This window comes from Micrococcaceae bacterium Sec5.7 (assembly GCA_039636785.1).
Classification (GTDB): domain Bacteria; phylum Actinomycetota; class Actinomycetes; order Actinomycetales; family Micrococcaceae; genus Arthrobacter.
Window position 1 is genome coordinate 1105267 of the sequence record CP144169.1, and the last position, 25853, is coordinate 1131119.

Annotated in this window: 29 protein-coding genes and 1 pseudogene; 16 read left to right on the forward strand and 14 right to left on the reverse strand. The window is 63.1% G+C overall.

Annotated elements, in window-relative coordinates; genetic code table 11:
• Positions 1-109 precede the first annotated feature (109 nt).
• Positions 110-742 (reverse strand): hypothetical protein, encoded by a 633-nt coding sequence (locus tag V3C33_05125; protein ID XAS68679.1) that lies wholly within the window; start codon positions 740-742, stop codon positions 110-112.
• A 160-nt stretch (positions 743-902) separates the two neighbouring features.
• Positions 903-1130 carry a DUF4190 domain-containing protein gene (locus V3C33_05130; protein XAS68680.1) on the reverse strand — a complete coding sequence of 76 codons (228 nt, stop codon included), beginning with the start codon at positions 1128-1130 and terminating at the stop codon, positions 903-905.
• Between the two features lie 352 nt (positions 1131-1482).
• Between V3C33_05130 and V3C33_05135 the strand changes: the two genes are divergently transcribed.
• The 4 genes from V3C33_05135 to V3C33_05150 all read left to right on the forward strand — a co-directional run bounded on the left by V3C33_05135 (position 1483) and on the right by V3C33_05150 (position 3832).
• Complete coding sequence (locus V3C33_05135; protein ID XAS68681.1) at positions 1483-1692, forward strand: DUF4177 domain-containing protein; 210 nt, start codon at positions 1483-1485, stop codon at positions 1690-1692.
• 157 nt (positions 1693-1849) lie between these two features.
• On the forward strand, positions 1850-2458 hold the full coding sequence (locus V3C33_05140) for a sigma-70 family RNA polymerase sigma factor (GenBank protein ID XAS68682.1): 609 nt from the start codon (positions 1850-1852) through the stop codon (positions 2456-2458).
• Entirely contained in the window at positions 2455-3369 is a 915-nt protein-coding gene (locus V3C33_05145) for a peptidase M56 family protein (GenBank protein ID XAS68683.1), read from the forward strand. The genes V3C33_05140 and V3C33_05145 overlap by 4 nt, the downstream gene beginning before the upstream one ends.
• 259 nt (positions 3370-3628) lie before the next feature.
• Positions 3629-3832 (forward strand): tautomerase family protein, encoded by a 204-nt coding sequence (locus V3C33_05150; GenBank protein ID XAS68684.1) that lies wholly within the window; start codon positions 3629-3631, stop codon positions 3830-3832.
• A 180-nt stretch (positions 3833-4012) separates the two neighbouring features.
• Here V3C33_05150 and V3C33_05155 read toward each other — a convergent pair whose 3' ends face one another.
• Together V3C33_05155 and V3C33_05160 are read right to left on the reverse strand one after the other, a co-directional pair.
• A complete protein-coding gene (locus tag V3C33_05155; protein ID XAS68685.1) occupies positions 4013-4615 on the reverse strand; it encodes a cysteine hydrolase family protein in 603 nt (200 codons plus the stop codon).
• A gap of 555 nt (positions 4616-5170) precedes the next feature.
• The gene (locus V3C33_05160; protein ID XAS68686.1) at positions 5171-5434 is read right to left on the reverse strand and encodes a hypothetical protein; all 264 of its coding nucleotides are present in this window, start codon (positions 5432-5434) and stop codon (positions 5171-5173) included.
• 416 nt (positions 5435-5850) lie between these two features.
• On the opposite strand from V3C33_05160, the gene V3C33_05165 reads away from it, so the two are divergent.
• From V3C33_05165 to V3C33_05175, 3 genes are all read left to right on the forward strand, one after another.
• The gene (locus V3C33_05165; GenBank protein ID XAS68687.1) at positions 5851-6399 is read left to right on the forward strand and encodes a hypothetical protein; all 549 of its coding nucleotides are present in this window, start codon (positions 5851-5853) and stop codon (positions 6397-6399) included.
• Positions 6400-6526: 127 nt separating this feature from the next.
• Positions 6527-7132 carry a class I SAM-dependent methyltransferase gene (locus tag V3C33_05170; protein XAS68688.1) on the forward strand — a complete coding sequence of 202 codons (606 nt, stop codon included), beginning with the start codon at positions 6527-6529 and terminating at the stop codon, positions 7130-7132.
• 49 nt (positions 7133-7181) lie between these two features.
• Positions 7182-7685, forward strand: coding sequence for a GNAT family N-acetyltransferase (locus V3C33_05175; protein ID XAS68689.1), 504 nt, complete (start codon positions 7182-7184; stop codon positions 7683-7685).
• A 58-nt stretch (positions 7686-7743) separates the two neighbouring features.
• Here the strand turns inward: V3C33_05175 and V3C33_05180 are convergent, their stop codons facing one another.
• Complete coding sequence (locus V3C33_05180; protein ID XAS69648.1) at positions 7744-8160, reverse strand: Rid family hydrolase; 417 nt, start codon at positions 8158-8160, stop codon at positions 7744-7746.
• A gap of 161 nt (positions 8161-8321) precedes the next feature.
• Positions 8322-9194 carry an oxidoreductase gene (locus V3C33_05185; protein XAS68690.1) on the reverse strand — a complete coding sequence of 291 codons (873 nt, stop codon included), beginning with the start codon at positions 9192-9194 and terminating at the stop codon, positions 8322-8324.
• 111 nt (positions 9195-9305) lie between these two features.
• Here V3C33_05185 and V3C33_05190 point away from each other — a divergent pair, with 111 nt between their 5' ends.
• Complete coding sequence (locus V3C33_05190) at positions 9306-9728, forward strand: helix-turn-helix domain-containing protein (protein XAS68691.1); 423 nt, start codon at positions 9306-9308, stop codon at positions 9726-9728.
• Between the two features lie 535 nt (positions 9729-10263).
• Here V3C33_05190 and V3C33_05195 read toward each other — a convergent pair.
• The 4 genes from V3C33_05195 to V3C33_05210 all read right to left on the reverse strand — a co-directional run bounded on the left by V3C33_05195 (position 10264) and on the right by V3C33_05210 (position 14759).
• The gene (locus V3C33_05195; protein XAS69649.1) at positions 10264-10875 is read right to left on the reverse strand and encodes a recombinase family protein; all 612 of its coding nucleotides are present in this window, start codon (positions 10873-10875) and stop codon (positions 10264-10266) included.
• A gap of 100 nt (positions 10876-10975) precedes the next feature.
• The gene (locus tag V3C33_05200; protein ID XAS68692.1) at positions 10976-12178 is read right to left on the reverse strand and encodes a TniQ family protein; all 1203 of its coding nucleotides are present in this window, start codon (positions 12176-12178) and stop codon (positions 10976-10978) included.
• A complete protein-coding gene (locus V3C33_05205; protein XAS69650.1) occupies positions 12175-13083 on the reverse strand; it encodes a TniB family NTP-binding protein in 909 nt (302 codons plus the stop codon). Before V3C33_05205 ends, V3C33_05200 begins: the two co-directional genes overlap by 4 nt.
• 2 nt (positions 13084-13085) lie before the next feature.
• Positions 13086-14759 carry a DDE-type integrase/transposase/recombinase gene (locus V3C33_05210; protein ID XAS68693.1) on the reverse strand — a complete coding sequence of 558 codons (1674 nt, stop codon included), beginning with the start codon at positions 14757-14759 and terminating at the stop codon, positions 13086-13088.
• Positions 14760-15077: 318 nt separating this feature from the next.
• Here V3C33_05210 and V3C33_05215 point away from each other — a divergent pair, with 318 nt between their 5' ends.
• Entirely contained in the window at positions 15078-15659 is a 582-nt protein-coding gene (locus V3C33_05215) for a recombinase family protein (GenBank protein XAS68694.1), read from the forward strand.
• A gap of 4 nt (positions 15660-15663) precedes the next feature.
• On the opposite strand, the gene V3C33_05220 is transcribed toward V3C33_05215, so the two are convergent.
• Positions 15664-16281, reverse strand: coding sequence for a DUF4158 domain-containing protein (locus tag V3C33_05220; GenBank protein ID XAS68695.1), 618 nt, complete (start codon positions 16279-16281; stop codon positions 15664-15666).
• A 427-nt stretch (positions 16282-16708) separates the two neighbouring features.
• Entirely contained in the window at positions 16709-17230 is a 522-nt protein-coding gene (locus tag V3C33_05225; GenBank protein XAS68696.1) for a MarR family winged helix-turn-helix transcriptional regulator, read from the reverse strand.
• Between the two features lie 171 nt (positions 17231-17401).
• On the opposite strand from V3C33_05225, the gene V3C33_05230 reads away from it, so the two are divergent.
• The 3 genes and pseudogenes from V3C33_05230 to V3C33_05240 all read left to right on the forward strand — a co-directional run bounded on the left by V3C33_05230 (position 17402) and on the right by V3C33_05240 (position 19587).
• Positions 17402-18046: a M23 family metallopeptidase gene (locus V3C33_05230; GenBank protein ID XAS68697.1), complete on the forward strand. Its 645-nt coding sequence runs from the start codon at positions 17402-17404 to the stop codon at positions 18044-18046.
• Positions 18047-18298: 252 nt separating this feature from the next.
• Positions 18299-18562 carry a hypothetical protein gene (locus tag V3C33_05235; GenBank protein XAS68698.1) on the forward strand — a complete coding sequence of 88 codons (264 nt, stop codon included), beginning with the start codon at positions 18299-18301 and terminating at the stop codon, positions 18560-18562.
• Positions 18563-18831: 269 nt separating this feature from the next.
• Positions 18832-19587, forward strand: a pseudogene (locus V3C33_05240) (Tn3 family transposase).
• Positions 19588-19842: 255 nt separating this feature from the next.
• On the opposite strand, the gene V3C33_05245 reads toward V3C33_05240, so the two are convergent.
• Complete coding sequence (locus tag V3C33_05245; GenBank protein XAS68699.1) at positions 19843-20694, reverse strand: phytanoyl-CoA dioxygenase family protein; 852 nt, start codon at positions 20692-20694, stop codon at positions 19843-19845.
• 83 nt (positions 20695-20777) lie between these two features.
• On the opposite strand from V3C33_05245, the gene V3C33_05250 reads away from it, so the two are divergent.
• On the forward strand, positions 20778-21653 hold the full coding sequence (locus V3C33_05250; GenBank protein ID XAS68700.1) for an AraC family transcriptional regulator: 876 nt from the start codon (positions 20778-20780) through the stop codon (positions 21651-21653).
• 389 nt (positions 21654-22042) lie between these two features.
• On the opposite strand, the gene V3C33_05255 is transcribed toward V3C33_05250, so the two are convergent.
• Entirely contained in the window at positions 22043-22228 is a 186-nt protein-coding gene (locus V3C33_05255; GenBank protein ID XAS68701.1) for a hypothetical protein, read from the reverse strand.
• Positions 22229-22466: 238 nt separating this feature from the next.
• Here V3C33_05255 and purS point away from each other — a divergent pair, with 238 nt between their 5' ends.
• From purS to purL, 3 genes are read left to right on the forward strand one after another with little or no spacing between them, the layout of a single operon-like run.
• Complete coding sequence (gene purS / locus V3C33_05260; protein XAS68702.1) at positions 22467-22718, forward strand: phosphoribosylformylglycinamidine synthase subunit PurS; 252 nt, start codon at positions 22467-22469, stop codon at positions 22716-22718.
• 1 nt (position 22719) lies between these two features.
• Complete coding sequence (gene purQ, locus V3C33_05265; GenBank protein ID XAS68703.1) at positions 22720-23478, forward strand: phosphoribosylformylglycinamidine synthase subunit PurQ; 759 nt, start codon at positions 22720-22722, stop codon at positions 23476-23478.
• Positions 23475-25823 (forward strand): phosphoribosylformylglycinamidine synthase subunit PurL, encoded by a 2349-nt coding sequence (gene purL, locus V3C33_05270; protein ID XAS68704.1) that lies wholly within the window; start codon positions 23475-23477, stop codon positions 25821-25823. The genes purQ and purL overlap by 4 nt, the downstream gene beginning before the upstream one ends.
• Positions 25824-25853 lie beyond the last annotated feature (30 nt).

Here is a 25853-nt window from a genome sequence, read left to right on the forward strand (position 1 = left end):
CCCGGTCAACTGGCGCAGCAGTGCCGTCAGTGCCGTACCGGTTGAGGATCCTTGACCGGACACCGCTAAAGGCCGCTTGATCCAGATAGGTCCCTACCGAGGGAGGTACTTACCCAGAACGCGGGGAAACCCAGTATTTCTGCACGTTTGCGGCCGCCGTTCCCAGTTGTTCGCCGGTGACGAAAACGGATTCCTCCTTCATGCCAAGGTCATCCCATTGCGCCACGACTCGCGTGTCCCCGTCGAGGGGCAACGGCCAAAGCCAGAACTTGCTTGATGAGAACAGCTCGTCGTCATTGCCGGACCCACCTCCACCGCCCGCCATCATCAATACCGGCCCCGTCACTGGTTCCGCTCCTTCAAACATCCCTGGGTGCAACTGAGCAGTCGTCGCCTTCCGCCCGTCGGGAAAGGCGACACCGAATCGAAGAGTGCCACCGCGGCCGTTGCCCGAATCCAGCCTGTAAGGGCCACGGTTAAAGCACTGGTCAGTGACTCTGCTCCAGTCGCTGTCTGACTCATCCGCCCGCCGGACAGACCATACGACCTCAATCAAGCAACCGGTGGAGAAAACTTCGACACTTTTTGCGGCCATGACCATCTGTACGGACCGGTGAAAGAACTGCCCCAATGAGACAACAGCTGGGAGTTCATCGGATGGTGGCCCTGCCCAGACGGGTGGCACGTGCTTCGGCTGGCGTGGCCTCTCGGGCCGGGCCGGAAGATCATCAAAGAAGGACATCTCAACATCCTTGCACCACCGTCAATACCGACGCGCCTACGCCAAGGCGGAATCGCTTGGCGTTGTGGCTGGCCCTTCCCTCGGCCCGTAAGCCGGTGGCTCATCGGGCCCTCACAGTGCCCGTTAGCCGATCCTCTACCGTGCCGGGGGGATCCGAGTCCTAGACGGCCGTCTGCTGGAGTGCAGCTGGGATATATGACAGCGTGTTGAACAGAGCCCAGATTGCAAGCCCATATCCGACAACGAGGGCAGTTCTGGCGAGGGTTTGGCCCTTCTCGTTTCTCAGCTTGATCTGATTCAGCGAGACGTGTCCTGCTCCCACCGCAAAGACCGCAAGAACCCCGACGCCAAAGAACCAAATCCCAGAAGCGGCGATGGCTGCGAGCATGACGGCGGCGATAGCAAGCCTGTTGACTCGGCCGGCGGCCGTTTGTGTCCGGACTGTTGACGTACTCACAATTTCCCCATTTCGTAAGCGTCAATTCAGTCTAACTGGATGCTCAGCACCCAGCGAGGGATCGGCCAGAGTGTCCACTCAGTGAAGGTGCCGTATTCGCTACGGTCAAAAACGACCGATTGAAGGCGCCCTGGTCGCGCCGCTTGTTCAGAGTCGCTGGCGTGACGCTGACATCGCGCACCGTCGATACCCTCGAGGCGCCGTCGCTCACGCCCCGAGGAGCGCCCCGCCGCATCCCAGTAGCATTGCTCCTAATTGGCCAGCAACGGAAGGAAGTCGTGTCATGCAGTATGTCGTCCTGCAGGTGATCCTCAAAGAGAAACTGTGGGGAACCGGTTCGGGCAACCTGACCTCCTTGGAGAAGGCCATCAACGATCAGGCCGCGAAGGGCTATAGACTCCACACCATAACCACCGCCAGCAGCGGGAGCAAGGGAATGATCGGCGGCGGTGACCGCATTCAGGCGACGCTGGTGTTCGAGAGCCTCGGATAATCGCACATCGCGAAACGAGCTGTGGCGTCTGGATAGCCCGGCGCACTCCGACGAGCTAGGTACCCAGTAAACGATCCTTTCCCGGGCACTCTGGACATGAACCGGAAGATTTTCTAGTTTTGGGAAACCTTTTGGGCTTTGCCGGACACTAAAGGGCATGGGGAGCAAAGAAACCGGGGAAGAAGGCCTGTGGGGCCAGAGCCTTCTGGGCCAGGGCGACGCCTTTGGCGCCCTCTACGACCGCCACCGAGACAGAGTCTTCCGCCACGCCTACCGGCTGTGCGGAAACCACCACGATGCCGAAGACATCATGGCGGCCTCTTTTCTTGAACTCTGGCGGCGTCGAAAGCACGTCCGGGTGGTCGAAGGATCCATCCTTCCCTGGCTACTGGTCACGACCACGAACATGGCCCGAAACCGCGCCCGCGCTGCCCTCCGCTACCAACGGCTCTTGAACTCTCTGCCCCGCAACCACGAAGCCGGCGACCCCACCACAGATCCGTACCGCAGATACCAGAACCAGCTCGACCACGATCTTGCACAAGCCCTCGGAACATTGAGCGTCGAGGACCTGCAGCTCGTGAGCTTGGTCGTTTTCGAAGAGCACACCACCGCCGCGGCTGCCGCCGTCCTGAACCTGACACCGGCCGCAGCGAAATCACGCATGCACCGAGCCCGACAACGACTAAGAACCGCTCTAGCGGGCAATGCGTCCATATCCCCACCCAACGCTCCAACCCCAGTTTTGGAAGGAGAACGGCCGTGAACCAGCTCCGCGTCGACAACCTGTTCAGTGACGCCCTACGCGCCGAACTCATTACACGAGTTGAGAAAGCTTCGCCTACCCGCGCCAGAAAGCGCACCAGGCTGTGGGCCGGTACTGCGGTGCTTGCTGGCATCGGCGTCCTAGGCGGTGTCGGCGCCGCCGCCGACGGCCTTTTCGTCACCCCGGGATCCACGCAGGTGACGCCGTTGGCATCGCCGGTGACGGAATCTCACACAGGAACGGCAACCGTGCAACTCGGGCCGCCGCCCGAAAAAACCACGGGCATCGAAATCCAGCTCAACTGCCTAACACCTGGACGCTTTGAGTTCGGGAACGGCGCCAACAGCATCTGCAGCCCGAAGGACGTAGGTACCCCGCAGGACTGGACCGGCTACACGATTCCACTCATGCCCGGGGAGGAAAGTATCACGATCACAACCAGCCCAGATGCCAGGTGGAAAATCACCGCCCAGTACGTCAACACCGAAACCACCCAGTGGGCAACTAACGCCGACGGCGACACCTACGGGGCGCAAAACGAGAACGGAAGTCCTGACATGGTCGCCGTCATAGCAACCAACGGGACAAGAGGCTACGTCCATCGGACAGAACTTGAAGACGCCGACGGTACCGCTGCGATCAAGACCTTCAAGAGTCCTGCAGAAGCCCTCGCATGGCAGGAAGCCCGGCTCGGTAAGGACTTCGCCATCCCCGTTTATGACGTGACCGGCAAGACCGTCGTAGGTGAATTCGTTATCAGCTCTGGGACCGGGAACTCCCGGTTCAGTGGACAACCGGCAGTGGAATGCGCGGGAGTTCCGCCGGCACTGGCTCCTGGTGAGATATACCCATGCCCCGGCTTGTCGCCTATAGAAACGGGATACCCAGCTATCCCAGTGCCTTCCAACTGATGCGTTCAAACCTATTGCCCGTAAGCCGGTCGTCCACCGGACGTCCCGGCGCCGCCCCTGGGCCTTCTTCACTGTCAGTTTCCGAAGTCGACTGCACAGAATGTCCAAAGTCGTCTGCACAGGCCGCCCGTTGGGGGATCCTTTACCGGGGCACCGGTCGGTATCGGTTCGGCGGCTCTCCGCCTCTTGTTGCGCCTCCAATGCGGGGCCTACGGGCGTGACCCACCCTGATCCTTCGCGACAGTGCCAGAATCTGAACATGCCGCTTATCCAGGTTCTCAATGCATCCCCTTCCTCCACTGAAAAAAAGCGTCGACTGCTCGCTGCGCTGACGGCCGCATACGCGGAAGTCATGGAAATCCGCCCCGACACCATCCGGGTGGTTTTGCACGAACTCCCTCGTGAGAACTGGTCCGTCGCCGGCGTCACCCTGGCGGATTCAGGACAGAACGAATCCGTCTGAGCGGTAACGGCCCAATATGGAGGACCGAGCACGTTCTCGCTCCGTTCGAGACGCCAACCTTTCAGCTCTACCCTCAGCCGGTCGTGGACCGCGCCGCCGAACAAGGCGTGCTGGCGTTGAGACTTCGCAGCGTGGCCGTCCCGCAGGGAAACGTGCGACAGACAGTCCTGTCCGCTCCGGTTACCGGGCGGTGGCGGGTTGCTGTACCTGTTCGAGCAAGCCGGCGGTGGTGACGACCGTGGCGAACTCTTCGTGTAAATTCACCCCGGTCATCCGGGACAGCACAGCGGCGGCAACGTTCTCACCGTCCGGAGCGGTGCGGTCAAATGTGTGGGTGGCATCCAGGGGGAAGTACACCCGGTAGCCGAGGTTGCCCCCGACTCGGGCAGTAGTCTCGCAGCAGTGATTGGTGGTGATTCCGCAGACGACCAGTTCCTTGATGCCGTTCTCCTGCAGCCAGGCATGCAGGTCAGGGGTGCCGTGAAAGCTGGAGTTGACGTTCTTGCGCACCAGGAGATCCGGGGTGCCGGTGATGATGTCCTTGAACGCGTTGCCGGGGTTGTCCGGGTGCAGGGGTGATGAGGGTGCGGTGGAGTTGTGGCGGACGAAAACGATGGGGCGGCCGGTTTCTCGCCAGCGCGTCAGCAGGGCGGCGATGTTCGCCTCGCAGGAGGGGTTATCGCGCGGACCCCAGTAGGCGGCGTCATCGAAGGCCTGTTGGACGTCGACGATCACCAGTGCGGCGCGGGGATCAAGGGTGAGGGGCAGGGAAGAAGTCTTCACTTCTGCGACGATAGCAAACCCCATTGTTCCCCGCGCACTCATCGATAAGTTTCAGAGTCCTAAAGGCCGGCGGCAACCTGTCCGCGGCGCCAACCCGCTGAGGACGATTTTGGGGCAGGCAGAGTCGCCCTGACCGCAAGCGGATCCCTGAACGGGCGGTGGAGCGTCTCCTGATCCACCGGCTTACGGGACGACTAGGACTCTGGGCCTTGCGCGACGTTTTGAGCGACGGATTGCCTCCTGACAGACGGGATGACGATTAGTGTTCCGGTATGAAACCTCGCGGAATTCTTGTTGCTGCTCTTCTGCTGGTAGTCGTCGTAGTTGCGTTAATTGTGGCTTGGGCAAGTTTCGGTGACCGCCCGGGCCACATGGGCTCTACTGTGCTCGATCAGACGCGAGAACACTCGGGGCCGGGTTCCTCGCTGTAATGCTGAAGGACTTTCGAAGACAATGAAGTCTTGCCCGTTGAGGGATCGTCCATCGCGACACGAGATAAGGTCGTTCACGGCCGATACGCAGTTTTCGCGCACCCGTGCTTTTCGAGAAAAGAAACTACGCTTCGACGAGAATCACCAAAGTCTCGGGCAGCACGCCGTCGTACGCCATCGCTTCGGCCCCGGCCTCGGACTGCATCAGGGCCATAACGGCATCCATGTCGGGAACGTCCATCAGCACCGCCACCTGCGTTGGGTTCTGTGGGTTGACGAACGTCCGGATGTTGGTGACGCCGAGGGGTCCGAAGATCTCTTCGCGTTTCGGTGAGGCAAGCCAATGATCCTTGTCCTTCACATCGTGGTGGCCGATCACGGTTGGCATGGCGCGTCCTCTCGACGAGGGGCCAGCGGTCCGCAGGCCCACTGCGCATAACGGTAGTAGTCGTTCCGCACCCAGGCAAGGCGTTTCGTGGCCGCATCTCGCTCGGTCTGCGGGGTGCCCGCAGGGGGATCCTTCACCGGGCGCCGAGTATCCTGACCTATGCCATCTAGACTTTTGTGGCAGAGATCCCCAGCCGCGGCAAGCGCGAGCGACTGATCCGGAATGCCCGGGTACGGAACAAGACCCTGAGGGGGCAGCAGCATCGGGAGTGATCCATTTCGTTCGACTGACGCCTGGGCGGGCCTAACTACTGGATCCGTCCTAGACGTCGGAGCCAACCCATGGTGAGCGCGGAGGCTTCGGCTCAACCACGGCGGGTCCCCATCATGGGGCGCCGGCGTTTGGCGTTTGGCCTCGTGGCGGCGTTTCTCGCCGGGTTAGCGGCCCTCACCGTGCTTGCGTTCCTTGGCTGGGCTCTCGAGGCTGGCCCGGCCCGTCTGATTTTTTTCGTCCTGCCGGATTGGGCGCTCATTTTCTGTGCCCATCTCATCAGCGGCTTGACTGCATTGACGGCACTGGCTTTGTTGGTTCCGCCGTTCATCGGGCGGATACACCGAACCTGGTTGCGGCGGCTGATCAGTGTCGTGGTGGGTTTGGCGGCCGCCGCAGCAACTGTGCCGTGGCTGTTGTATTTCGTGGGCATCGGACTCAACGCTGCTGCAGCTACATATATCAGGGTGACGGCTGGAAGCGGCGAAAGCGTCATCGTCGAGCAATCGGGGTTCGACCTCAGAGAGTACGCCGTATACAGACAGAAATCATTCTTCGTCTTCGAGAGGAGCGCAGAGGGGACGTCGGAGTCGGACGTCTTCGATCCGGATGACGGCACGCTGGCGGTTAGGGCCGCGGATCTCCTGCTCACTTGCGGGGCTGACAGCCTTCCGATTCCATCTCTTGATGGATAAGGAGGGAATGCAGGCGACTTCGGACATCCAGTGCATACGACTTCGGAACTGACACCGCTTCGAACAGCCTGCCCGTAAGCCGATCGGCTACCGGTCATTTATCCGTAGCTTGCCTAGACTCGAACGCATGGTCAACGTTGTTAGCGATGCGTATTCGAGCAGGGCGGCGGAATACGTCGAACGCTTCGCTTCAATGGGGGCTGTGCACCCTTCAGATCGTCAACTGGTGGCGACTTGGGCGGATGGTATCGAGGGTGCGGTACTCGACGCCGGCTGCGGTCCGGGCCAATGGACGAACTTTCTCAGCGAAGCTGGGATTCCTGCCCTCGGAGTGGATCTGGTTCCCGAGTTCATCGAGCACGCCCGCGTTGCCTATCCGGGCATTCCGTTCCGGATAGGCAGCCTCGACGCCCTCGATGTCAGTACCGGGGCAGTTGGTGGGGTGCTCGCTTGGTACTCACTGATCCACCATGAGCCAGACACGATCCGCACTCCTCTCCTGGAGTTCAGTCGAGTACTCAGCCCAGGTGGCGCGCTGCTGATCAGCTTCTTCGATAGTCACGTCCTCGAAAAGTTCGATCATGCGGTCGTCCCGGCATACCGGTGGCCGGTAAGTGAACTCTGCGACGAGCTGGTAGCCGCGGGCTTCGATGTGGTCGAGACGCACGCAAGGAAAACTACCGGGCAGCGATCTCACGGGGCAATTCTCGCCCGCATCGAAGGTGCTCGCTGAGGGGATCGGCTTGCGGGCCTTAGCCACGCACTGGACATAGAGTCATTGGATGCTAGCGCCACAACCGACTGACCGATTGCAGTTCCGTGAGATGACTGATGCCGACCTCGACAACATGACCGCCTTGCTCGGAGACCCGGAGGTGATGCGCTTCTACCCTGCACCCAAGTCTCAGGAGGAAGCAGCAAGCTGGATTCATTGGAATCAGGAGAACTACGCGGAGCACGGGTACGGTCTATGGATTGTCGAGACGCATGACGGAGAGTTCATAGGCGACTGCGGGCTGACCTGGCAGCAGGTGAACGGCGTGCAGAAGCTTGAGGTCGGGTACCACGTGCGCTCCGACCTACACGGCCAGGGGTTCGCGACAGAAGCAGCCACTGCTTGTCGCGACTACGCCCGAGAACATATTGAAGCCAAGGAACTGATAGCTATCATCCATCCGGATAACCGAGCCTCTGAGCGGGTAGCTGAGAAAATCGGAATGCACCGCGTCGCTGATGACCGAGGCGGGAACATCCCCGTCCGAACAGTCCTCAGCATGCACCTGTAAACACCTCCGAGTCTGTCCGCTGGAGGATCCCGTAACGGGAAGGGTGAGCGGTCGCGTACTACAGGGCGATGACTGTGTCGATCTGGACCTTTGCACCGAGCGGTAGCGCCGCTACCTGAACCGTTGTACGAACAGGGAAGGGTTCACACAAATAACTGGCATAAACAGCGTTGATCGCTTCAAAGTCTTCGTAGTCTGTCAAGTAGATCGTGGTCCGCAGGAGATCCGAAAGGCTCAATCTGAGCTCTTCCAACAGTGTTTTCAGGTTGTTCATCATCGCCTCGCACTGCTCCGCAACATCGCCCGAAACTAGCGAACCGTCATCGGTTCGTTGACCAATTATTCCAGCGTATAGCCCGTCGCGCCGTGCTGAACGAAATGCGAGAAAGGAGCCGTGGACTGGTGAAGGTGCGGACTGAAATGATGCACTGGCATAGGTGATTCGCTCGACTTTCTGTAAGCAGGCGTGGCACAGGTAACCCTACAAGCACGACCCGCACGAGCAACTTCACGTGTCGCGCTTGAATTTGATCCGCATCGGTATTCTTGAGCGTCCCGTAACCCGATCCCCTAACGGGCGCCTGTGTAGGCGCATTGAGGGCGCTGCCGTTGCGCCCGCCATGCGCCGTGCTGTGGCTAGCTGGCGATCTGGTCGAGTTCGGTGAGGTCGTCGTTGGACAGTGTGAGTGCGGCGCCGGCGATATTCTCCCTGAGGTGCGACACGGACGACGTTCCCGGGATCAACAGGATGTTCGGGGAACGGTGCAGCAGCCAGGCCAGGGCGACCGACATCTGGGTCGCGCCAAGCCGCGTAGCGACGGATGACAGCGCGTCGGACTGAAGCGGGGTGAAGCCTCCCAGGGGGAAGAAGGGAATGTACGCGATTCCTTCTACGGCGAGGCGGTCGATGAGGGTGTCGTCCCACCGGTTAGCGAGGTTGTACATGTTCTGCACGGACACGATCGGCGCGATCGACTGCGCTTCCTTCACCTGCTCCGCGGTGGCGTTGCTGACGCCAAGGTGCCGAATGATGCCCTGCTGCTGCAGGTCTACGAGCGTCTCGAACGCCTCGCTGATCTGCTCGGGGACCGGCCCGTTGGCGTCCCCGAGGCGAAGGTGTACCAGGTCGAGGACGTCGACGCCGAGGGTTTCGAGGTTGTCGTCGATTTGTGCGCGGAGTTCGTCGGGCTTCCGCGCGGACGGCCAGCTGCCCTGGGCGTCGCGGCGTCCGCCGGCCTTCGTCGCGATGAAGAGGTCTTCGGCGTAGGGGTGCAGGGCTTCGCGGATGAGTTCGTTGACGACGCGGGGTCCGTAGGTTTCTGCGGTGTCGATGTGGGTGATGCCGCTTTCGACGGCGTGACCGAGGACGGCGAGGGCTGCGTCGTGGTCTTTTGGCGGGCCGACGACCCACGGGCCGGCGAGCTGCATGCCGCCGTACCCGAAGCGAGAAACGGTGGTGTCGCCGAGGTTCCAGGTGCCGCCGGGCAGGTCGGTGGTGTTGGTGCTCATGGATGTGCCTTTCGGTGCTTGCGGAATAACGTGCTGCCCTCCATCCTGAATGAGCTGCTACCCGCTGGGAAGTAGTTACCTGGAAGTGCGTTGATACCCGAGGGAGGGCCCATGCCGACGATGACAGCAGCGGAGAAGAAGGCGGAGGCGAAGACGCAGTACAACGCGTTCCTCGCCGCGTGCCCGAGCCAGCAGTTGCTCGCTCAGGTGTCTGGCAAGTGGGTGACCCTGGTGTTGTCCGCGCTAGGGAGCGGGCCGGACTGTGATGGTGAGCCGCGACCGATGCGGTATTCCGAGCTGGCTCGAGTCCTGGCAGGGGTGAGCCCGAAGATGCTGTCGCAGACACTAAAGTCCCTCGAACGCGACGGGCTGATCGCGCGGACCGCGATCGCGACCGTCCCCGTGACTGTGACCTACGAACTCACCAACCTCGGGCTCTCCCTGCACCAAACGGTCCGACAGCTCAAACTCTGGTCCGAGACTCACCGCGACGACGTCTCAGCACACCAAACACAGTTTGACGGTGTCCGATAGCCGGTCGTCCACCGGACGGCCCGGCGCTGCTGTCAGTTTCAGAAGTCGTCTGCACGGAAATGTTCGAAGTCGCCTGCACCGGCTGGACGTTGGCCCGGTATCCCGTTAGCAGTAGGCCAGACGGAGTGACGATTCGCTGGCTCCCTAGAGCTTGGCTGCCGGAGGCTCCCCAGGAAACGGGGCCGGCGCTGGAAGTTCATGTTGGATCTTCTGTATCTGCTGAGCCTGATGCGTTTGAGGGCGGAAAATTTCATCCGCCATTCCGAGCAGTTCTCCACTACCCCTGCGCTTAATGCCCTTTCGTCGATTCCTTCGCGAGGTCCATACCCAGATGCCCGCTAACCCGGCTGGCACCCCAAGCACCGCTACCGCCCCAATCAAGATGTCCATGCTGGCAACCCTAGCCGGTGGAAACCGTGCGGATTATTGCGGGCATCCCAGTTCCGAGGAAGTTGGACGCCCGGGGACTGTTCACTCGGGAAGTGGCTCGCCACATAACTTCGTTCCACAACTATGTGCCTAAGGTCGTCCGCGGCTATCGGGAAAGTAGTTTCTCGCCGTCGGGTCGCAACTCCCCGCTGGGCGATACGTGCCGGTACAGGGTCTGGCGGGTGATGCCAAGTTCGGCGCAAAGATCGCTGACCTTGGTGTCGGGCTTGCCCATGGAGGCCAGAGCGAGACGAAGTTTGGCGGGGGTCATCTTGTAGGGGCGGCCGCCGTTCCGTCCGCGGGCGCGCGCGGAGGCGAGCCCGGCCAGGGTGCGTTCGGAGATCAGTTCGCGTTCGAATTCGGCCAGGGCGGCGAAGATCCCGAAGACCAGCTTCCCCGAGGCGGTGGTGGTGTCGATGGCCGCGCCCTGGCCGGTGAGGACTTTGAGCCCGATGCCGCGTTCGGTGAGGTCGTGGACGATGTTGACCAGGTGGCGCAGGTCCCGGCCGAGCCGGTCCAGTTTCCAGACGATCAGGGTGTCTCCGTGGCGCAGGGCTTTGAGGCAGGCAGCGAGCTGGGGGCGGTCCTCCTTCTTGCCGGAGGCCTTGTCTTCGTACAGGGATTCGGCATCCGTTCCGGCGGCCAGGAGTGCGTCGTGCTGCAGGTCCGTGGTCTGGGACCCGTCCGTCTTTGAGACGCGCATGTAACCGACGAGCACTGGGTTCTCCTTTGTCATTTATACGTTCGTTTAAGTGACAACGTGATTCCAAGTGTCGCAGGAATCTGAAGATGTCACTTAACCCGTTATTTATTCTAAGTCATGCAAAGGGCTGCTGATCTTTTGTTTGTGACAGGAAGTCGAGAGGTATCTGAAGCTCGACGAAGGTTTCCCGGAGTGCGCGCACGGATTCTTCATTCCGGAGTCCGTACCGTGCGACGTCGAAGAGCTGCTTCGCGACGACCGGGTCTTCTTTCGCTGCTGCGATGGCGGCGTCCAGTGAATCCAATGCCCGTTTCCAGAGCACGTCCAGAGTCGGCTTCTCTTGTGCGTCGGCGGTTGCTGTCAGGGGGGCAGGCCGGGTTCCGTCGCCGATGTTGGAGGAGGGTTCCGGCCTGAGGAGGTGCGCGGAGGTTCCCCGGGCAGTCAGTGAGCCGGCTTCGATCAGTTCCATCGCGACTGCTGCTGCTTCGAGCAGCTGCTGCTGGGCGGTCCAATGGAGGGTTTCGAACGGTTGCCACGAATACAGCCCTGCCCGGAACGGGTGCCCGCAGTGTTCCCAGACACGACGCACGTCGTCCAGTTGCCGGCCATATCGTCCCTGGGCGGTGGTGAGTTCGTCCAGGAGGGTACGCAGCAGCCGGAACCAGATGCCGGCGTGAACCGGATAGCGGGGCAGGTCAACGGAACCGGTCGTTATCGCCTGCCAGGTGCGCCGGTCCATTAGGGACAACGACTCCGGAAGCGCCCGCTGGTCGTGGGCGGGGGTGGTCCAGAGAATGTAGTCCGCCGGACGCCCTTCGTAGATTTCGAGCCGGCGCCCGTGTACCGGGCAGCTGGCCATGACCGGCAGTTGCCAGAAGAGCAGTACCGTCGGGCTGGATTCCAGGCAGTCCGGGCATCCCCGCCGCGCACCGGTGCCCGGGAGCCACGGCCGCCACTTCCGCGGGGCGTAGATATTGCGCCGCTTGGGCGGCAGGAGCACCGAGAGCTGGTGCACATAGGTTTCGTAGGCGCCGGGGGCAGGGACGAGGCTGTCGAAGAGCCAAGGCACCCATCCGGCCATGGTCATGGCGTCTACGCGGTGTTGGTCAAGACCGGTGCGCCTGGCGAGCTCTTCGAGCAGGTGCGTCGGCGGGTCCAGATCCAGCTCGGGGTCGCTGAGTTCCCGGTGGCCGAGTCCGTGTTCGAGCAGCTCGTACGAGTGCAGGCCGTACCCGGCGGCGATCCGCCGCAGCCAGGAGGACAGCGATTCCGTTTCTGCAGGTGCCGGGTGCAGGGGCCAGCGTTCCGGGGGTCTCATCTGAGTTCGCGTTCGAACTTCCGGCGCCGGACGCTGGGACCGTCGTAGCCGGCGAGGGTCAGCGTCCGGTGGTTGATGGATTCCTCGCCGCTGTCCACCGCCGCAACTGCCGCTTCCGTCAGGAGCGATGCGAGCTCCCCGATGGTTCCCTCACTGCGGGTGAGGAGGTAGCGGGCCATGTCCTCGGCCGCCAGATTCGAGTGCATGCGCAACGGGAAGGAGGAGGAGAAGCTGGCCAGTAGGGACGAGAGGTCTGCATTGGTCTCCCACAAGGGCAGCGTCATGGGCTCAAACCGGTTTTCGAGCTGGTCATCGGAACGGATGGCCAGATAGGCCTCGCGGGTGCCGACCCCCACCAGCGGGATACGCAGCTCGTTTCCCAGGAAACGCAGCAGGTTAAGGAATTCGCGCCGGACATCGGCCCGGCCGGCGAGCACATTATGCAGTTCGTCAATCACCAGGACCCGCACGCCGACGCGGCGCAGCACGGCGAGGGTGAGCTGTTCCAGGTCAGCTACGCGCCGGCGCGGTCCCGTGGGCGCACCGAGCGCGGCCAGCACGGCCGTGTAGAACCGCGGGATGGACGGTTCGGAGGGCATCTGGACGCACAGCACGGGGATGTGTTCCTGGTCCGCGGCGGAGTGTGGCGGGTGCTGGCGTCGGAACCGTTCGATGATCATGGACTTGCCGTTGTTGGTCGGTCCGATCAGCAGGAGGTTGGGCATGCGTTGTTTGCCGGGCCAGTCATAGAGTGTTTCGAGCCGGGTGAGGGTCTGGACGGCCCGTGGGTAGCCGATCCAGCGGTCCGCCCGGATGTGCCGGATCCGTTCCTCCGCCGGCAGGCGGGCCATAGCCTGGGCCCAGGGCTGGAGGTGGGAGAGATCCGGCGGAGGGTAGTCATCGATGCTCACCACTGCTCGACCTCGTCAAAAGGACGGGCTGCTGCGGTGTCATTCGTGGGCGGAAGCATCTCATCCGGGGGCGCCGCCGGGGTCTTCGCGGTCCCGGAGGCAGGGAGGTGGCGCCGCCGCTGCAGATCCCGGCGTGATCTGCGGGTTGCCCGTTGCGCCGTGGCGGTGATCTCACGCATCTGATCGATCATGCGGAACAGTGCTTCCTCGTTGACCTGGTCGTGTCCCTGCTGGCGCAGCCGCGCCAGCGCCTGCCGGTGTTCCCACAACGTCACCGCCGGATGGGAAACCGTACGGTACGGCACTTCCACATAGGCCGTTCCCTCCGGTTCCAGCACCCAGACCCTGCTGATGTCCCGCGGGTCCCGCCGGATGATGAATTTTTCCTCCCGGTCCCGCCGCGCAATCCACGGCTTGAGCACGTTCGCGAAGTAATGGACATGGTCGATGACAAAACCGGTCCGGGTGATTCTGCGCCGGATGACCGGCAGGAAATCGACGAGAAACGCCGCGGGGTGCGCAACGACAGGCTGCGCTCCGAACTCCCTCACCCCTTCATGCCAGCGCCCGGCCGGTGTCTGGTTCAGGGATCCGTGGATGCTGCCGTGGTAGCCGGCCACTGCCAATGTCAGCCAGCGTTCCAGCTCTATCAAGGTCAGGGCGGACATTTTGTCGGCATCGTACCCGCCGCGCTGGCCGGGATTGGAGAAGGTCGTGCCCGGCAGTTCATGGACCCGCTGCATGGCCGTGCCGATAATGCGCTCCACGATGCCGCCGTAGTGCGGGCGGCCCGGCGGCCGGTAGTTGAGTCTGATGCCGTGCTGTTCGCAGCCGCGGCGCAACGCTTCGCTCTTAAATTCCGCGGCGTTGTCCAGGAACAATGCCCTGGGTTTGCCGCTCATCGGCCAGGCCGCGTCCACGCCCAGTGTTTCCAGCCATGGCCGCTTGTCGCAGGCCATATGCGCGATGCACAAGCCCACCGACACCGACGACGGCGCCTCCAGGGTCACGACCATTCCCAGCAGGCACCGGCTGTAAACATCGATGGCAACCGTCAGGTAGGGCCTGCCGATGGGCTGCCGGTCCCGGTCATCGACGACGATCAGATCAATCACGGTGTGGTCAATCTGCACCTGGTCCAACGGCGCCACGATGGCCGGCACGTTCCCGCCGGCCGACTGCAACGGCCGGACGGCGTCCCTACCCTCGCGGCTGCGCCTGACCTCCACCGGATGCAGCCGGGCGATCCTGCGAGTGACAGTATTCAGCGCCGGCACAGGAAGCTCCCGGGTCCGGCACGCCTGAACGACCTCGCGATAGAACGCCGCCCGGGAAAGCTTTTGCCGCGTCAGGTAGTGCTTACGGACCAGCTCGTCAATCACGGCCTCGACGCGTTCAGGCAACCGGCCTTTGCCCTGGCCTCCGCTGGAGTGTCCGGGGGCAACATCCGTCACCACACCGCTGCCCTCACGGTAGCGTTTGATGAGCAGATAAACATGCCGCCTGGAGATACCCAGCTCCCTGGACGCTTCGTCGAGCGCCTGTTTACCGATGATGCTCAACCCTGCCAACGGCGCGATGACTTCAGCCCGCCGGCGTGCCAGTTCCCAGACCGCATCCGGCATGGTCAGCAAACCGTGCCCACTGATCGGTGTTGATTCCGGTTCCATGCCAGTCCCTACTCGTGCAGCGGACTTAATTACGGGCGACGCCGCGACCTCACGTACCGGGCCACGTCCAACGATCCTCTCCGTACCGGCAGGAAATCAAGGATTATCGGGTACGGACCGGCGGATTGTGCTGAGGTCTCCTGAATTTCCGTGCTGACCACTGTTGACAAAAACACTCGGTGAGCAGGACTTCGGACATTCGTGCACTCGCCTTCGGAAAATGACAACGATCGCCGCGTTTGCGGGGTCGGTCGATTCCCGTAAGGCCCGCCCGCAAAAATGCCCGGTGATGGTGGGCTAAACGGTACATTCAACACCATGACCGGACTCCTCATCGGATACGCCCGCGTATCCACGAACGACCAAGACCTCACCGCCCAGAAGAATGCCTTGGTCGCTCTTGGGGTGACGCCGGGGAAGACGTTCACAGATCAGGGCCTGACCGGTGCCAACCGGGCACGGCCCGGACTCAGAGAAGCGCTGGCCGCCTGCCGGGCCGGGGATACCCTAGTCGTGACCAAACTCGACCGACTGGCCCGATCGCTGCGCGATGCAAAGGACATTGTCGACGAACTCACCCGCCGCGAAGTCAAGCTGAGCATCGGAGGCTCCGTCCACGACCCCACCGATCCTGTAGGCCGGCTCCTCTTTAACGTCCTGGCCATGGTCGCGGAATTCGAAGCCGACCTGATCCGCGCACGGACCCGGGAGGGCATGGCGGTCGCCAAGGCGAAGGGCCGCCTCCGTGGGAAGCAGCCCAAGCTCTCGAAAAAACAGGAAGCACACCTGGTCTCCGTTCACCGGGCAGGGACGCACACGACGGTGGAACTTGCCGAACTCTTCGCGGTAGCGCGTTCAACCGTCTACCGTGCCATCAAACGCGCAGGCGACGCCGCATGACCGCTTAGCGTGAATTTCCGTACCGATCCTCCTCGGACCCCGGATCCGCCCGCAGGGCGGCCTTGGCGACTGCCCCATGCAGCCGCTTCTCCGCGATGGTACGGACCTCGGAAACCTGTCGCTCCAGAGCGTTCACCCCGGGTAGCAGCACCCGGTGCCGACGCAGCCAGCCCACCGCGTGGTTGAACAGCGCCACCGGCCCCTCGGCGTGCGTCCACGCCCGCCCGTGCAGGAACGCCCTGAGCTTCCTGCCCTGGGCGGGATCCTCGTACTGGTGGTAGCCGTACGCGTCGCGTATCTCCCACGCGTGCTCGTAGGCCGTCTTAAGCCGCTCGACGTACTCCTTGACGCAGGAGGCATCCTCAATCTCCAGCTGCTCGGCCAGATGCTCAACAACCGGCCACGGCACAGCCAAGGGGTCCTCCAGGAACAGCCCGATGTACCGGACCGTACACATCTGAAGAGCGAAGCCGAGGCGATTGTGGTCACCGCGCCGCTTCGCGATCAGATTCCGGTCCTCGTCGTCGAGGAAGAAAAAGCGCTCCAACTCGGGCCGAGTCGGCTCCTCGGCGAACCCTCCGTACGCCTGAGCCTGCTCATCAGTCAAAAATTCCACTGGCATGAACCGACAATAGCCGCCCCACCCATCGATCGAGGATCTTCCGACGAACCTCCGCACAACATGGATCGCCTGCGCTAGACGACCATGAGAGGAGACAACCTAGCGACATCGGCGTCTTCTATCGGATGTCCCGAACTCGACCGCAATCGAGCTGTATGACGAAGACCGCCCAAGAACACCCGGCTAAATCGCAGAGACCTCACGTCTTGGTCGGCGATGCCTAGACCCTCACCAAGTGCCATCTTGGCGTCGTTAACCGGAGTGACGGCGGATGGCCGTAGCGCCGGCGGAACGCGTGGCTGAAGTGCGCGGAATCGGAGAAGCCCCAGTCGGCGGCCAGATCGGCCAGGGTGCCCGGACGCTGGGCTTCCACCAATTCTTGGCGGGCGCCCGCCAACCGCTGCTGCCACGCCCAGCCCGCATCAACCTACGCCTTTCCTGCGCTTCGGACGTCTGCGAACATCGTTCCCTCTGTGGGTGGCCAGGGCGGCGGCGACTGCCGTGGCGGCTGAGCCACGAGGACGCGGAGGGCCTGCTTCATGGAGTTGAGGTCGTCCTGGCCAACAGCGGTCGCCCAGTCGTGGTCGAGCTCTTCGAAGAACGCATTGGCGACGTCGGCTGCGGCCTGTCCGCGCTCTGCCCACACCACCGTTCGGCTGCGGCCGTCGCCAGGGTCAGCAACGCGTTTGACGTAGCCGCGCTTCTCCAACTGGGACACCAGCTCGCCCATCGCCTGCGGAGTCATCCCGGCCCTGCGCGCCAACTCGGCAGGGCGTGTGCCATCGCAGTCCATGAAACGAAAGACGTTCATGAAGTGCGTGGGCCGCATGTCGTCGTACCCATGGGCGGTCAGATGGGCGTGAAGATCGCTCATCATGCGCTCGAAGGCGGCGTTGAGGAATTGCGGGAGGAACAACTGCTGGCACATGGGCGCCTCCCTCGCGGTCATGTTGTGAGGATACCTTATAAGGTAACCTGATGATTTCGGAAGCCGTCGATGCTCTCAATAGGGAAGGTTGCCAGCAATGGACCCAACGCGAAGGAATGTCTTACTAGTGGCTGCCCTTGCGGCTTGCGGCCTCTACCGGCTGCAGGCACCTGAGGGTCAGGCAGCAAGGCCATGATCGCTCCGGCGGACGCCGTGGTCCTCGACTTTCCATTCAGGGGCAGCTGGCTGGTCCAGAACAGCCCGGCTCGACGGGTGCCCAGTCACGGCACAAGCCTCTTCGGCACCTCACACGCCATCGACTTCGTCGCGATCAACGATCAAGGGCGGTCCGCTCCACGCACCTGGCGGAGTCTCGTGGCCTCGGAACCGCCGGAACTCTTTGAAGGGTTCGGTCAACCGATCCTCGCTCCAGTGTCGGGCACCGTCGTGCTCACCCATGACGACGAGCAGGACCACGAGGCGCGACGCTCTCAGCTGACACTCCTGCCGTACATGCTGGGACAGGCGGAGCGAGCCAAGGAGGGGGTCACTGGGCTCGCCGGCAACCACGTCGTGATCGCGATCCGGCCGGCGGGGCCGTTCGTGCTCCTGGCGCACCTACGGCACGGCACGGTTCGAGTTCGCCCAGGGCAGCACGTCCAGGCGGGGGATCGTGTCGCTGACTGCGGGAACACGGGCAACAGCACCGAGCCTCACATCCACGTCCAGGTCTCCGACTCCACCGACTGGCCCAGAGCGCAAGGCCTCCCCGTCGCGTTTCGGTCACGTAGCGGCACCGTCTGGGTGCCGGATAACGACGAAATTGTCAGGGCCTGACCGCGCGCAGTCAGAGCGCCGTCGACCACCTCCATGACTGCAACCTGACGAGGGCTAGCCCGTCCACGGGAACGCTGGCGTCGAGGACGAATGCCCGTCCTGCATCTCTGCTTGAGTGGGGGCTTGAGGACCAATGCTCGGGAAAGTCATGCTAAGCCGGTGGGGCCAGGTAGCAGGGGTTCTGGTCGGCACCGCTGTTACCCCGGGTCACGGCGCTGGGGTGGGGCGTCGTCCGATGCTTGTTTTGTTGAGATGGCCGTAGATCGTGGAGCGCGGGACCTGAAGCAGATCGGCAATGCGCTGAACGGTGTGGTCCCGGGCGTCGTAGAGCTGTTGGGCGTGGTGGGCCTGGTCAGGGGTGAGTTTGGGGCGTCTTCCTCCGGTTCGTCCGCGGACCCGGGCGGCCGCGAGGCCGTCGCGGGTGTTGGCGATGATGAGTTCTCGTTGGAGTTCGGCGAGGGCGAATTCGGCGTCAGCCGCGAAACCATCTACCAGTACCTCAAGACCGGCAGGTAAAAACACCCCGCTTCATAACCATCCGCCGTGCAGCCAGCTGTGGACATCTCGTCCCCTACTTGTCACCTTGGGTCATCCATAGGAGTACCGGGCCAACATGGATCGACTGCGCTAGACGACCATGATCAAGGGCTTAGCGCCAACGGCTGTACTAATGGTCCCCAAGGCCGGAACAATGCCAGTCGCTCCACCACCCGAGATCTTGTACTGGGACGCGAACGAATCAAGACGAATGAGAGGCAATTGCGCCGGGTGAAGTCCCGGCCAGGCTGCTCTACCACGAGTCCGAACTTCAGATCCAGGAGCACTACACCGACACCGCCGGATTCACCGACCACCTCTTCGCCCTCATGAACCTGCTCGGCTACCGGTTCGCACCACGGATCCGCAATATCGGCGACACCCGCCTCTACACACCCACCAGTGATCCGGAGTGTTCGACGTTGACGCCCCTGATCGGCGGAACCATCAACACCAAAACAATCGCCCTGCACTGGGACGAGATCCTCCGACTCGCCGCGTCGATCAAAACGGGCACGGTGACAGCTTCCCTGATGATGCGCAAGCTCGGCGCCTACCCCCGCCAGAACGGGCTCGCCATCGCGCTGCGGGAACTGGGAAGAATGGAACGGACCCTCTTCCTGCTGGACTGGCTCCAAAATCCTGACCTTCGCCGCAAAGTCACCGCCGGGCTGAACAAAGGCGAGGCCCGTAACACCCTGGCCCGGGCGGTGTTCTTCAACCGACTCGGCGAGATCCGCGACCGCTCCTTCGAGCAACAGCGCTACCGGGCCAGCGGACTGAATCTCCTCACGGCAGCCATCGTGCTCTGGAACACGGTCTACCTCGACCGCACCATCACAACCCTGGACAGCGACGGCAGCACCACGGACCCGGACCTCTTGCGGTTCCTCTCGCCCCTGGGCTGGGAACACATCAACCTCACCGGGGACTACACCTGGCCACGCCCTAACCACATCAAACCCGGCAAATACAGGCCACTACGACGATCCGCAAAACCTTAGCGTCGGATATTTCACTTTTTCACAAGCCACCCCTAGATAGTGTCGCCGGGCGAGACAGCGACGCCCGGGTTGGCCCATGCCCGATCGCCCGGATCATTGAGCGTCACGTTCTCCCAACGTAGTCACGGCCGTCAATATGGACACCGATTGCACCGTCCTTGGGTCCTTTATCCGTGAATCCAGTCACGATACATTCCAATCTTCGAGGTTGCGTGGCGTTGCATGGCCGCCTGAGCCGGGCACGTTGACGACGGCTCAGAGGCCGTCGTTGTAGTTCCAGTGCTCCTGCCAGCGCCAGTCGATGGGCTCCGAGGCCCGCTGGTAGCGGATGTCGGTGGAGAGCCGGATCCGGTTCTCCGGGTCAACGTTGTCGCTGCCTGCATGAACCATGTACGAGGAGTGGACCATGACGTCGCCGGCACGGTAGTTGGCCAGCAGCCAGCGGCTGTTGTGCTCCTCGGCCAGTCCCGGCAAGTCAGCCGTCATCGAGACAGCAGGGCGCTTCTCGCGCCGTTCGCGTTCATCCGCCATCGCCCAGTGATGGCTGCCCTCGAGATACGTGAGCCCACCCATCTCCACGGGGCAATCGCCGAGCGGGATCCACATGGACAGGACCCGTTCGCTACCTTCACGCAAATAGATCAAGTCGTAGTGTGCCTGGGTGGCCGTGCCGATGCCGTCTTCGCCCGGGCGGATGTGGCGGATGATCTTCCGCTTGTGAAGGTGCACCTCACCATCCAAGAACCACTGGAACCAGCCGCGGATGGCCGGATGGCTGGTCAACGCCTCGTAGGCGGCACCGGGGACGATGTCCCCGAAGAGGATCTCCCGCACGAGGCCACGATCGACCTCACCCGGGGCATTGGTTCCGATCGCCGGGTCTGATCCGGGTGCCAACATCCCCGTTCCGGCCAGCTTCGAAAAGTAGTGCTCCCGGAACGACCCCACCACGCCCGGGTCAAGGTGGTTCGTCAGGTACAGGTACCCGTCCCGGCGGATGCGGGACCACAGGGAATCCCGGTCATCGCGTTCTGTTTCAGGGACCGGCTCGAGGTATCCGAGCCGTGCCGGCGAGGCGTCCAGTACGTACCCGTTTGAAGTAACCATACTGATATCATCTGATGAACTTGGATATTCCTCCATGGACTATCCGTATAAATCCTTGGATTTTCGCAGGTGAGGATTGCACCTTGGATAAATCGAACGATTGGTCGCTGTTTTCGACGCCCAATCCGTTGTTGGCTCAATCCGCCATCGTGTGCCTCGGGGCCGGGGAGCAGGCCAGCGCCGGGCCCTCCCCCCGTGACCGGAAGCTGCCCAGCTACGCCCTGGTCTACATATCATCAGGAGACGGCTGGTACACCCAAGGAGACCCGCACAAGAAGAAAAGGACGGTGCGGGCCCCCGCCCTCATCTCCATTCCTCCTGGCGTCGAGCACAGATACGGACCAGACGAGGACGGCTGGTCCGAACACTGGGTCCTGTTCAACGGGGCAGGAGTCCAGCCGTACCGGGAGCTGGGCCTTCTGGACCCGGATGTGCCGGTCGTCAGCCTTCGTGCACGGGCGGACGGCATCACGGAACTGTTTGCCGGACTCCGAACTGCCCTATCGGGCATCGGACTGCGCTGGAGCATTGAAGCCTCGGTGGCCACCCAGCGCCTGCTCCTGGAAATGCTGTCGTCGAGCCCCGCAGTCGATGCCCCGGTCTCGCGCGAAATGCAGGTCCTGTCCGGACTGAAAAGCGATGTAACCCGGCCCATCTCGATGGCAGACCGCGCCCGGTTGGTCGGGGTGTCCCTACCCGAATTACGAGCCATAATCCGCTCATCCACGGGCTTGAACCCGCTCAGTTACATCGTCGAAGCCCGGATTTCCCACGCCCAGGTCTTACTGGCGGAAACGGGGCTTACCGTCGGCACCATAGCTGGCCGGATCGGCTACGACGATCCCGCATATTTCGCGCGCCTCTTCACACAACGCGTTGGGGTTCCCCCAACGGTATTCAGACAGCAACAATCCCGCGTTCCTGACCCTGTACCGGACGCGCTGCCTGCCGGACGCTAAGCAGCTGGAGCATCCAGAGGGCCCTTGGAATCCACCGGTCCGCGGCATCATTGAACACGGCGTCGGTTTGAATCGGCCTTCACGCGTTCTCCATCGATCCCCGCATGTCTCCTCATGGCCGGGCCCATTTTGGACGGTCACCGAAACGGCTGCCCCGGCCTTGGCTGCGGGATAGAATCGGGGGATCTGTTTCCAGCGGAAGATAGGCGGCAGAATATCGGGGTCCGGGTTCATCGCAAATGTCGCTCCGGCAGGTCAGTGGCCACAGGGAGCTGCCGCAGCCGTGTCAAAGGTTGATGGCACCGTCCGCGCGGCGCGGGATGCTGAGTGGGTTGCTGACCTGCAGCGCCGGCGGAAGCACCCGGATGGTCCTTCTGGAGTCGGCGGCCCTACTGGCGCGGCGTCCTCACCACATCGCTGATCCACTGACGCGTCTTCTCGTCCACAGGGCCGGCCAGCTTGTTTTCCATGGCGGCGCGGTCTGCCCTGATCTTCTGCAGGACCATCCGGCCCAGGCCGGCAAATACGGCCACAACTACCACCGGCAACAGCACGGATTTCGATTTTTCGGCCATGCCGCAATCCTACTGACGGCGGCCGCACGCGGCCAGAGCCGGCGTCGTGCTTCACAGATGACTTTCACGGTCCATGCGCGACGCACCCCGAATACAGAGTGAAGCGTTCCGGCCGGTAGAATGGGCTAGCAAGCTCGCGGAGCGCTCGTCCATGCTGTCCCCAATACACAGCGGAACAGCGTGAGACGGCATCCCTCCGCTGCGCCCCTACCCAATGCTCACGCACAGGAGTTACCGGATGCCCCGGATCGTTGTTGACGTTATGCCCAAGCCCGAGATTCTGGACCCGCAGGGGAAGGCCATCGTGGGTGCACTCCCCCGGCTGGGCTTCACCGGCTTTAGCTCTGTCCGCCAGGGCAAGCGCTTCGAACTCACCGTCGACGGCGAGGTGACCGAGGAAATCCTGGCCCAGGCCCGTGAGGCGGCGGAGACCCTGCTTTCCAACCCGGTGATCGAGGACGTCGTCAACGTCGAGGTCGTTGAGGCCTGACATGACTGAACTCCCCCTGATCGGCGAGGCAATCGCCGTCGCCGCCGAGCCACGGCTCGCGGGTGCCCGCATCGGCGTGGTTACGTTCCCCGGTACTTTGGACGACCGCGACGCCGCCCGTGCGGTCCGCCTGGCCGGCGCCACTCCCGTGGCACTCTGGCATGCGGACACCACGCTGGGTGACGTTGACGCCGTCGTGATTCCCGGTGGTTTCTCCTACGGCGACTACCTGCGCGCCGGCGCCATTTCGCGCTTCGCGCCGCTGATGTCACGCATCGTTGATGCGGCCAACTCGGAAGCGAAGCTTCCCGTTCTGGGCATCTGCAACGGTTTCCAGATCCTGACCGAATCGCACCTGCTGCCGGGCTCCATGATCAAAAACGATCATCTGAAGTTCATCTGCCGCGACCAGGTGCTGCGCGTTGAAAACAACACCACGGACTGGACCGGCGACTACGCCGCCGGCCAGGAAATCACGGTGCCGCTGAAGAACCAGGACGGCCAGTACATCGCCGACGAAAAGACGCTGGACGCCCTTGAGGCTGAGGGCCGTGTTGTCTTCCGCTACGTCGGTTTCAACCCGAACGGTTCACGCCGCGACGTCGCCGGCATCTCCAACGCCGCCGGCAACGTGGTGGGCCTGATGCCGCACCCGGAGCACGCTGTTGAAGCCGGCTACGGACCGGAATCCGGCGACGGTACCGAGGGCCTGGGTTTCTTCACCTCTGTTCTTAACAAGATTGTGGGAGTCAACGCATGACCGAGATCTCGACAGGCTCGATCACCGGAACCGCCGGCGAGACCAAGAAGTTCAACATCGACACCGTTGAAAACGCCGCCAAGACCCCCCACACCGAACTCCCCTGGGCCGAACTGGGCCTGAAGGACAACGAGTTCGCCAAAGTAGTGGAGATCCTGGGCCGCCGCCCCACCGCGGCCGAGCTCGCCATGTACTCCGTCATGTGGAGCGAGCACTGCTCCTACAAATCGTCCAAGAACCACCTGCGCCAGTTCGGCGACAAGGTCACGGACGAGATGAAGGAACACCTGCTCGTCGGCATCGGCGAGAACGCCGGCGTCGTTGACATCGGCGACGGCTGGGCCGTCACCTTCAAGGTGGAATCCCACAACCACCCCTCGTTCGTGGAGCCCTATCAGGGCGCAGCCACGGGCGTCGGCGGCATCGTCCGCGACATCATCTCCATGGGTGCCCGACCCGTCGCCGTGATGGACCCGCTGCGCTTCGGCGCGATCGACCACCCTGACACCGCGCGACTGGTGCACGGCATCGTCTCCGGCATCGGCGGCTACGGCAACTGCCTGGGCCTGCCGAACATCGGCGGCGAGGTTGTTTTTGACTCCGTTTACCAGGGCAACCCGCTGGTCAACGCCCTCGCTGTGGGTGTGCTCCGCCACGAGGACATCCGCCTGGCCAACGCTTCCGGCGTCGGCAACAAGGTTGTGCTGTTCGGCGCACGTACCGGCGGCGACGGCATCGGCGGCGCTTCGGTGCTGGCCTCCGAGTCCTTCGACGCTGCGTCTTCCGGTAAACCGGCTAAGCGCCCCGCCGTCCAGGTGGGCGACCCCTTCGCCGAGAAAGTGCTCATCGAGTGCTGCCTCGAGCTGTTCAAGGCTTCCGTTGTTGAAGGCATCCAGGACCTCGGCGCTGCCGGTATCTCGTGCGCCACCTCGGAGCTGGCCTCCAACGGTGACGGCGGCATGCACGTTGAGCTCACCTCGGTCCTGCTCCGCGATCCGTCCCTGACCCCGGGCGAAATCCTGATGTCCGAATCCCAGGAACGCATGATGGCTGTTGTCACGCCGGAGAACGTTTCGGCTTTCGAGGCGATCCTGAACAAGTGGGACGTGGAGTTCGCCTGGCTGGGCGAGGTCACCGACACCGGCCGCCTGATCATCGAATGGGACGGCGAGAAAATCGTCGACGTCGACCCCCGCACCGTCGCCCACGACGGCCCGGTCTACGACCGCCCGTTCCACCGCCCGGAATGGCAGGACGCCGTCCAGGCGGACGGATTCACGGGTTCGGTCCAGGACGCAGGCCGTCCGGCCGCGCCCGCAGAACTGGCTGCCGCCGTCGTCGAACTCATTTCCTCACCGAACATGTGCTCCAAGGAATGGGTCACCAAGCAGTACGACCGCTACGTCCAGGGCAACACTGCGCTGGCCATGCCGGACGACGCCGGTGTGATCCGCGTGGATGAGGAAACCGGCCTGGGCGTCTCGCTCTCGACGGATGCCAACGGCCGCTACTCCTACCTGAACCCGTACGAGGGCGCCCGCGCCGCACTGGCCGAGGCCTACCGCAACGTGGCCACCTCCGGCGCCAAGCCGCTGGCAGTCACGGACTGCCTGAACTTCGGCTCCCCTGAGGACCCGGACGTCATGTGGCAGTTCGCCGAGTCCGTCCGCGGACTCTCCGACGCCTGCATGGAACTCGGCGTCCCGGTTACCGGCGGAAACGTCTCGCTGTACAACCAGACTGGTGGCGTCGCCATCCATCCCACCCCCGTGGTAGGCGTGCTGGGCGTGTTCGACGACGTCGCCCGCCGCACGCCGTCGGGCTGGAGGGAAGACGGCCAGGCCATCTACCTGCTGGGTACGACGGCGGCGGAAATGGACGGTTCCGAGTGGGCCAACCTGCGTGGTCACCTCGGCGGACAGCCGCCGGTTGTGGACCTGTCATTGGAGCGCCAGCTGGGCGAGATCCTGGTCAATGCCTCCCGCGACGGCATGGTTGACTCCGCCCACGATCTCTCCGAAGGCGGCCTCGCGGCAGCCCTGGTTGAGTCCTCGCTGCGCTACGGCGTGGGTGCCCGGATCGCGCTGCAGGATGTCCTGGACCGCGACGGCGTGGACCTGTTCACGGCACTGTTCTCCGAGACCCAGGGCCGCGCCATCGTGGCCGTCCCGCGCTCCGAGGAAATCCGCTTCAAGGACATGTGCACCGCCCGCGGCTTTGCGCACACCCGGATCGGCGTGGTGGATGCCGCGAGCGGCCTTCTGGAGATCAACGGCGTCGAGACCATGTCACTCAAGGCCCTCCGCGAAGCCAACGAGGCCACGCTGCCGAAGTACTTCGGCTAGCTCCTTCCATCGACTGCTCCGCAACAGCCC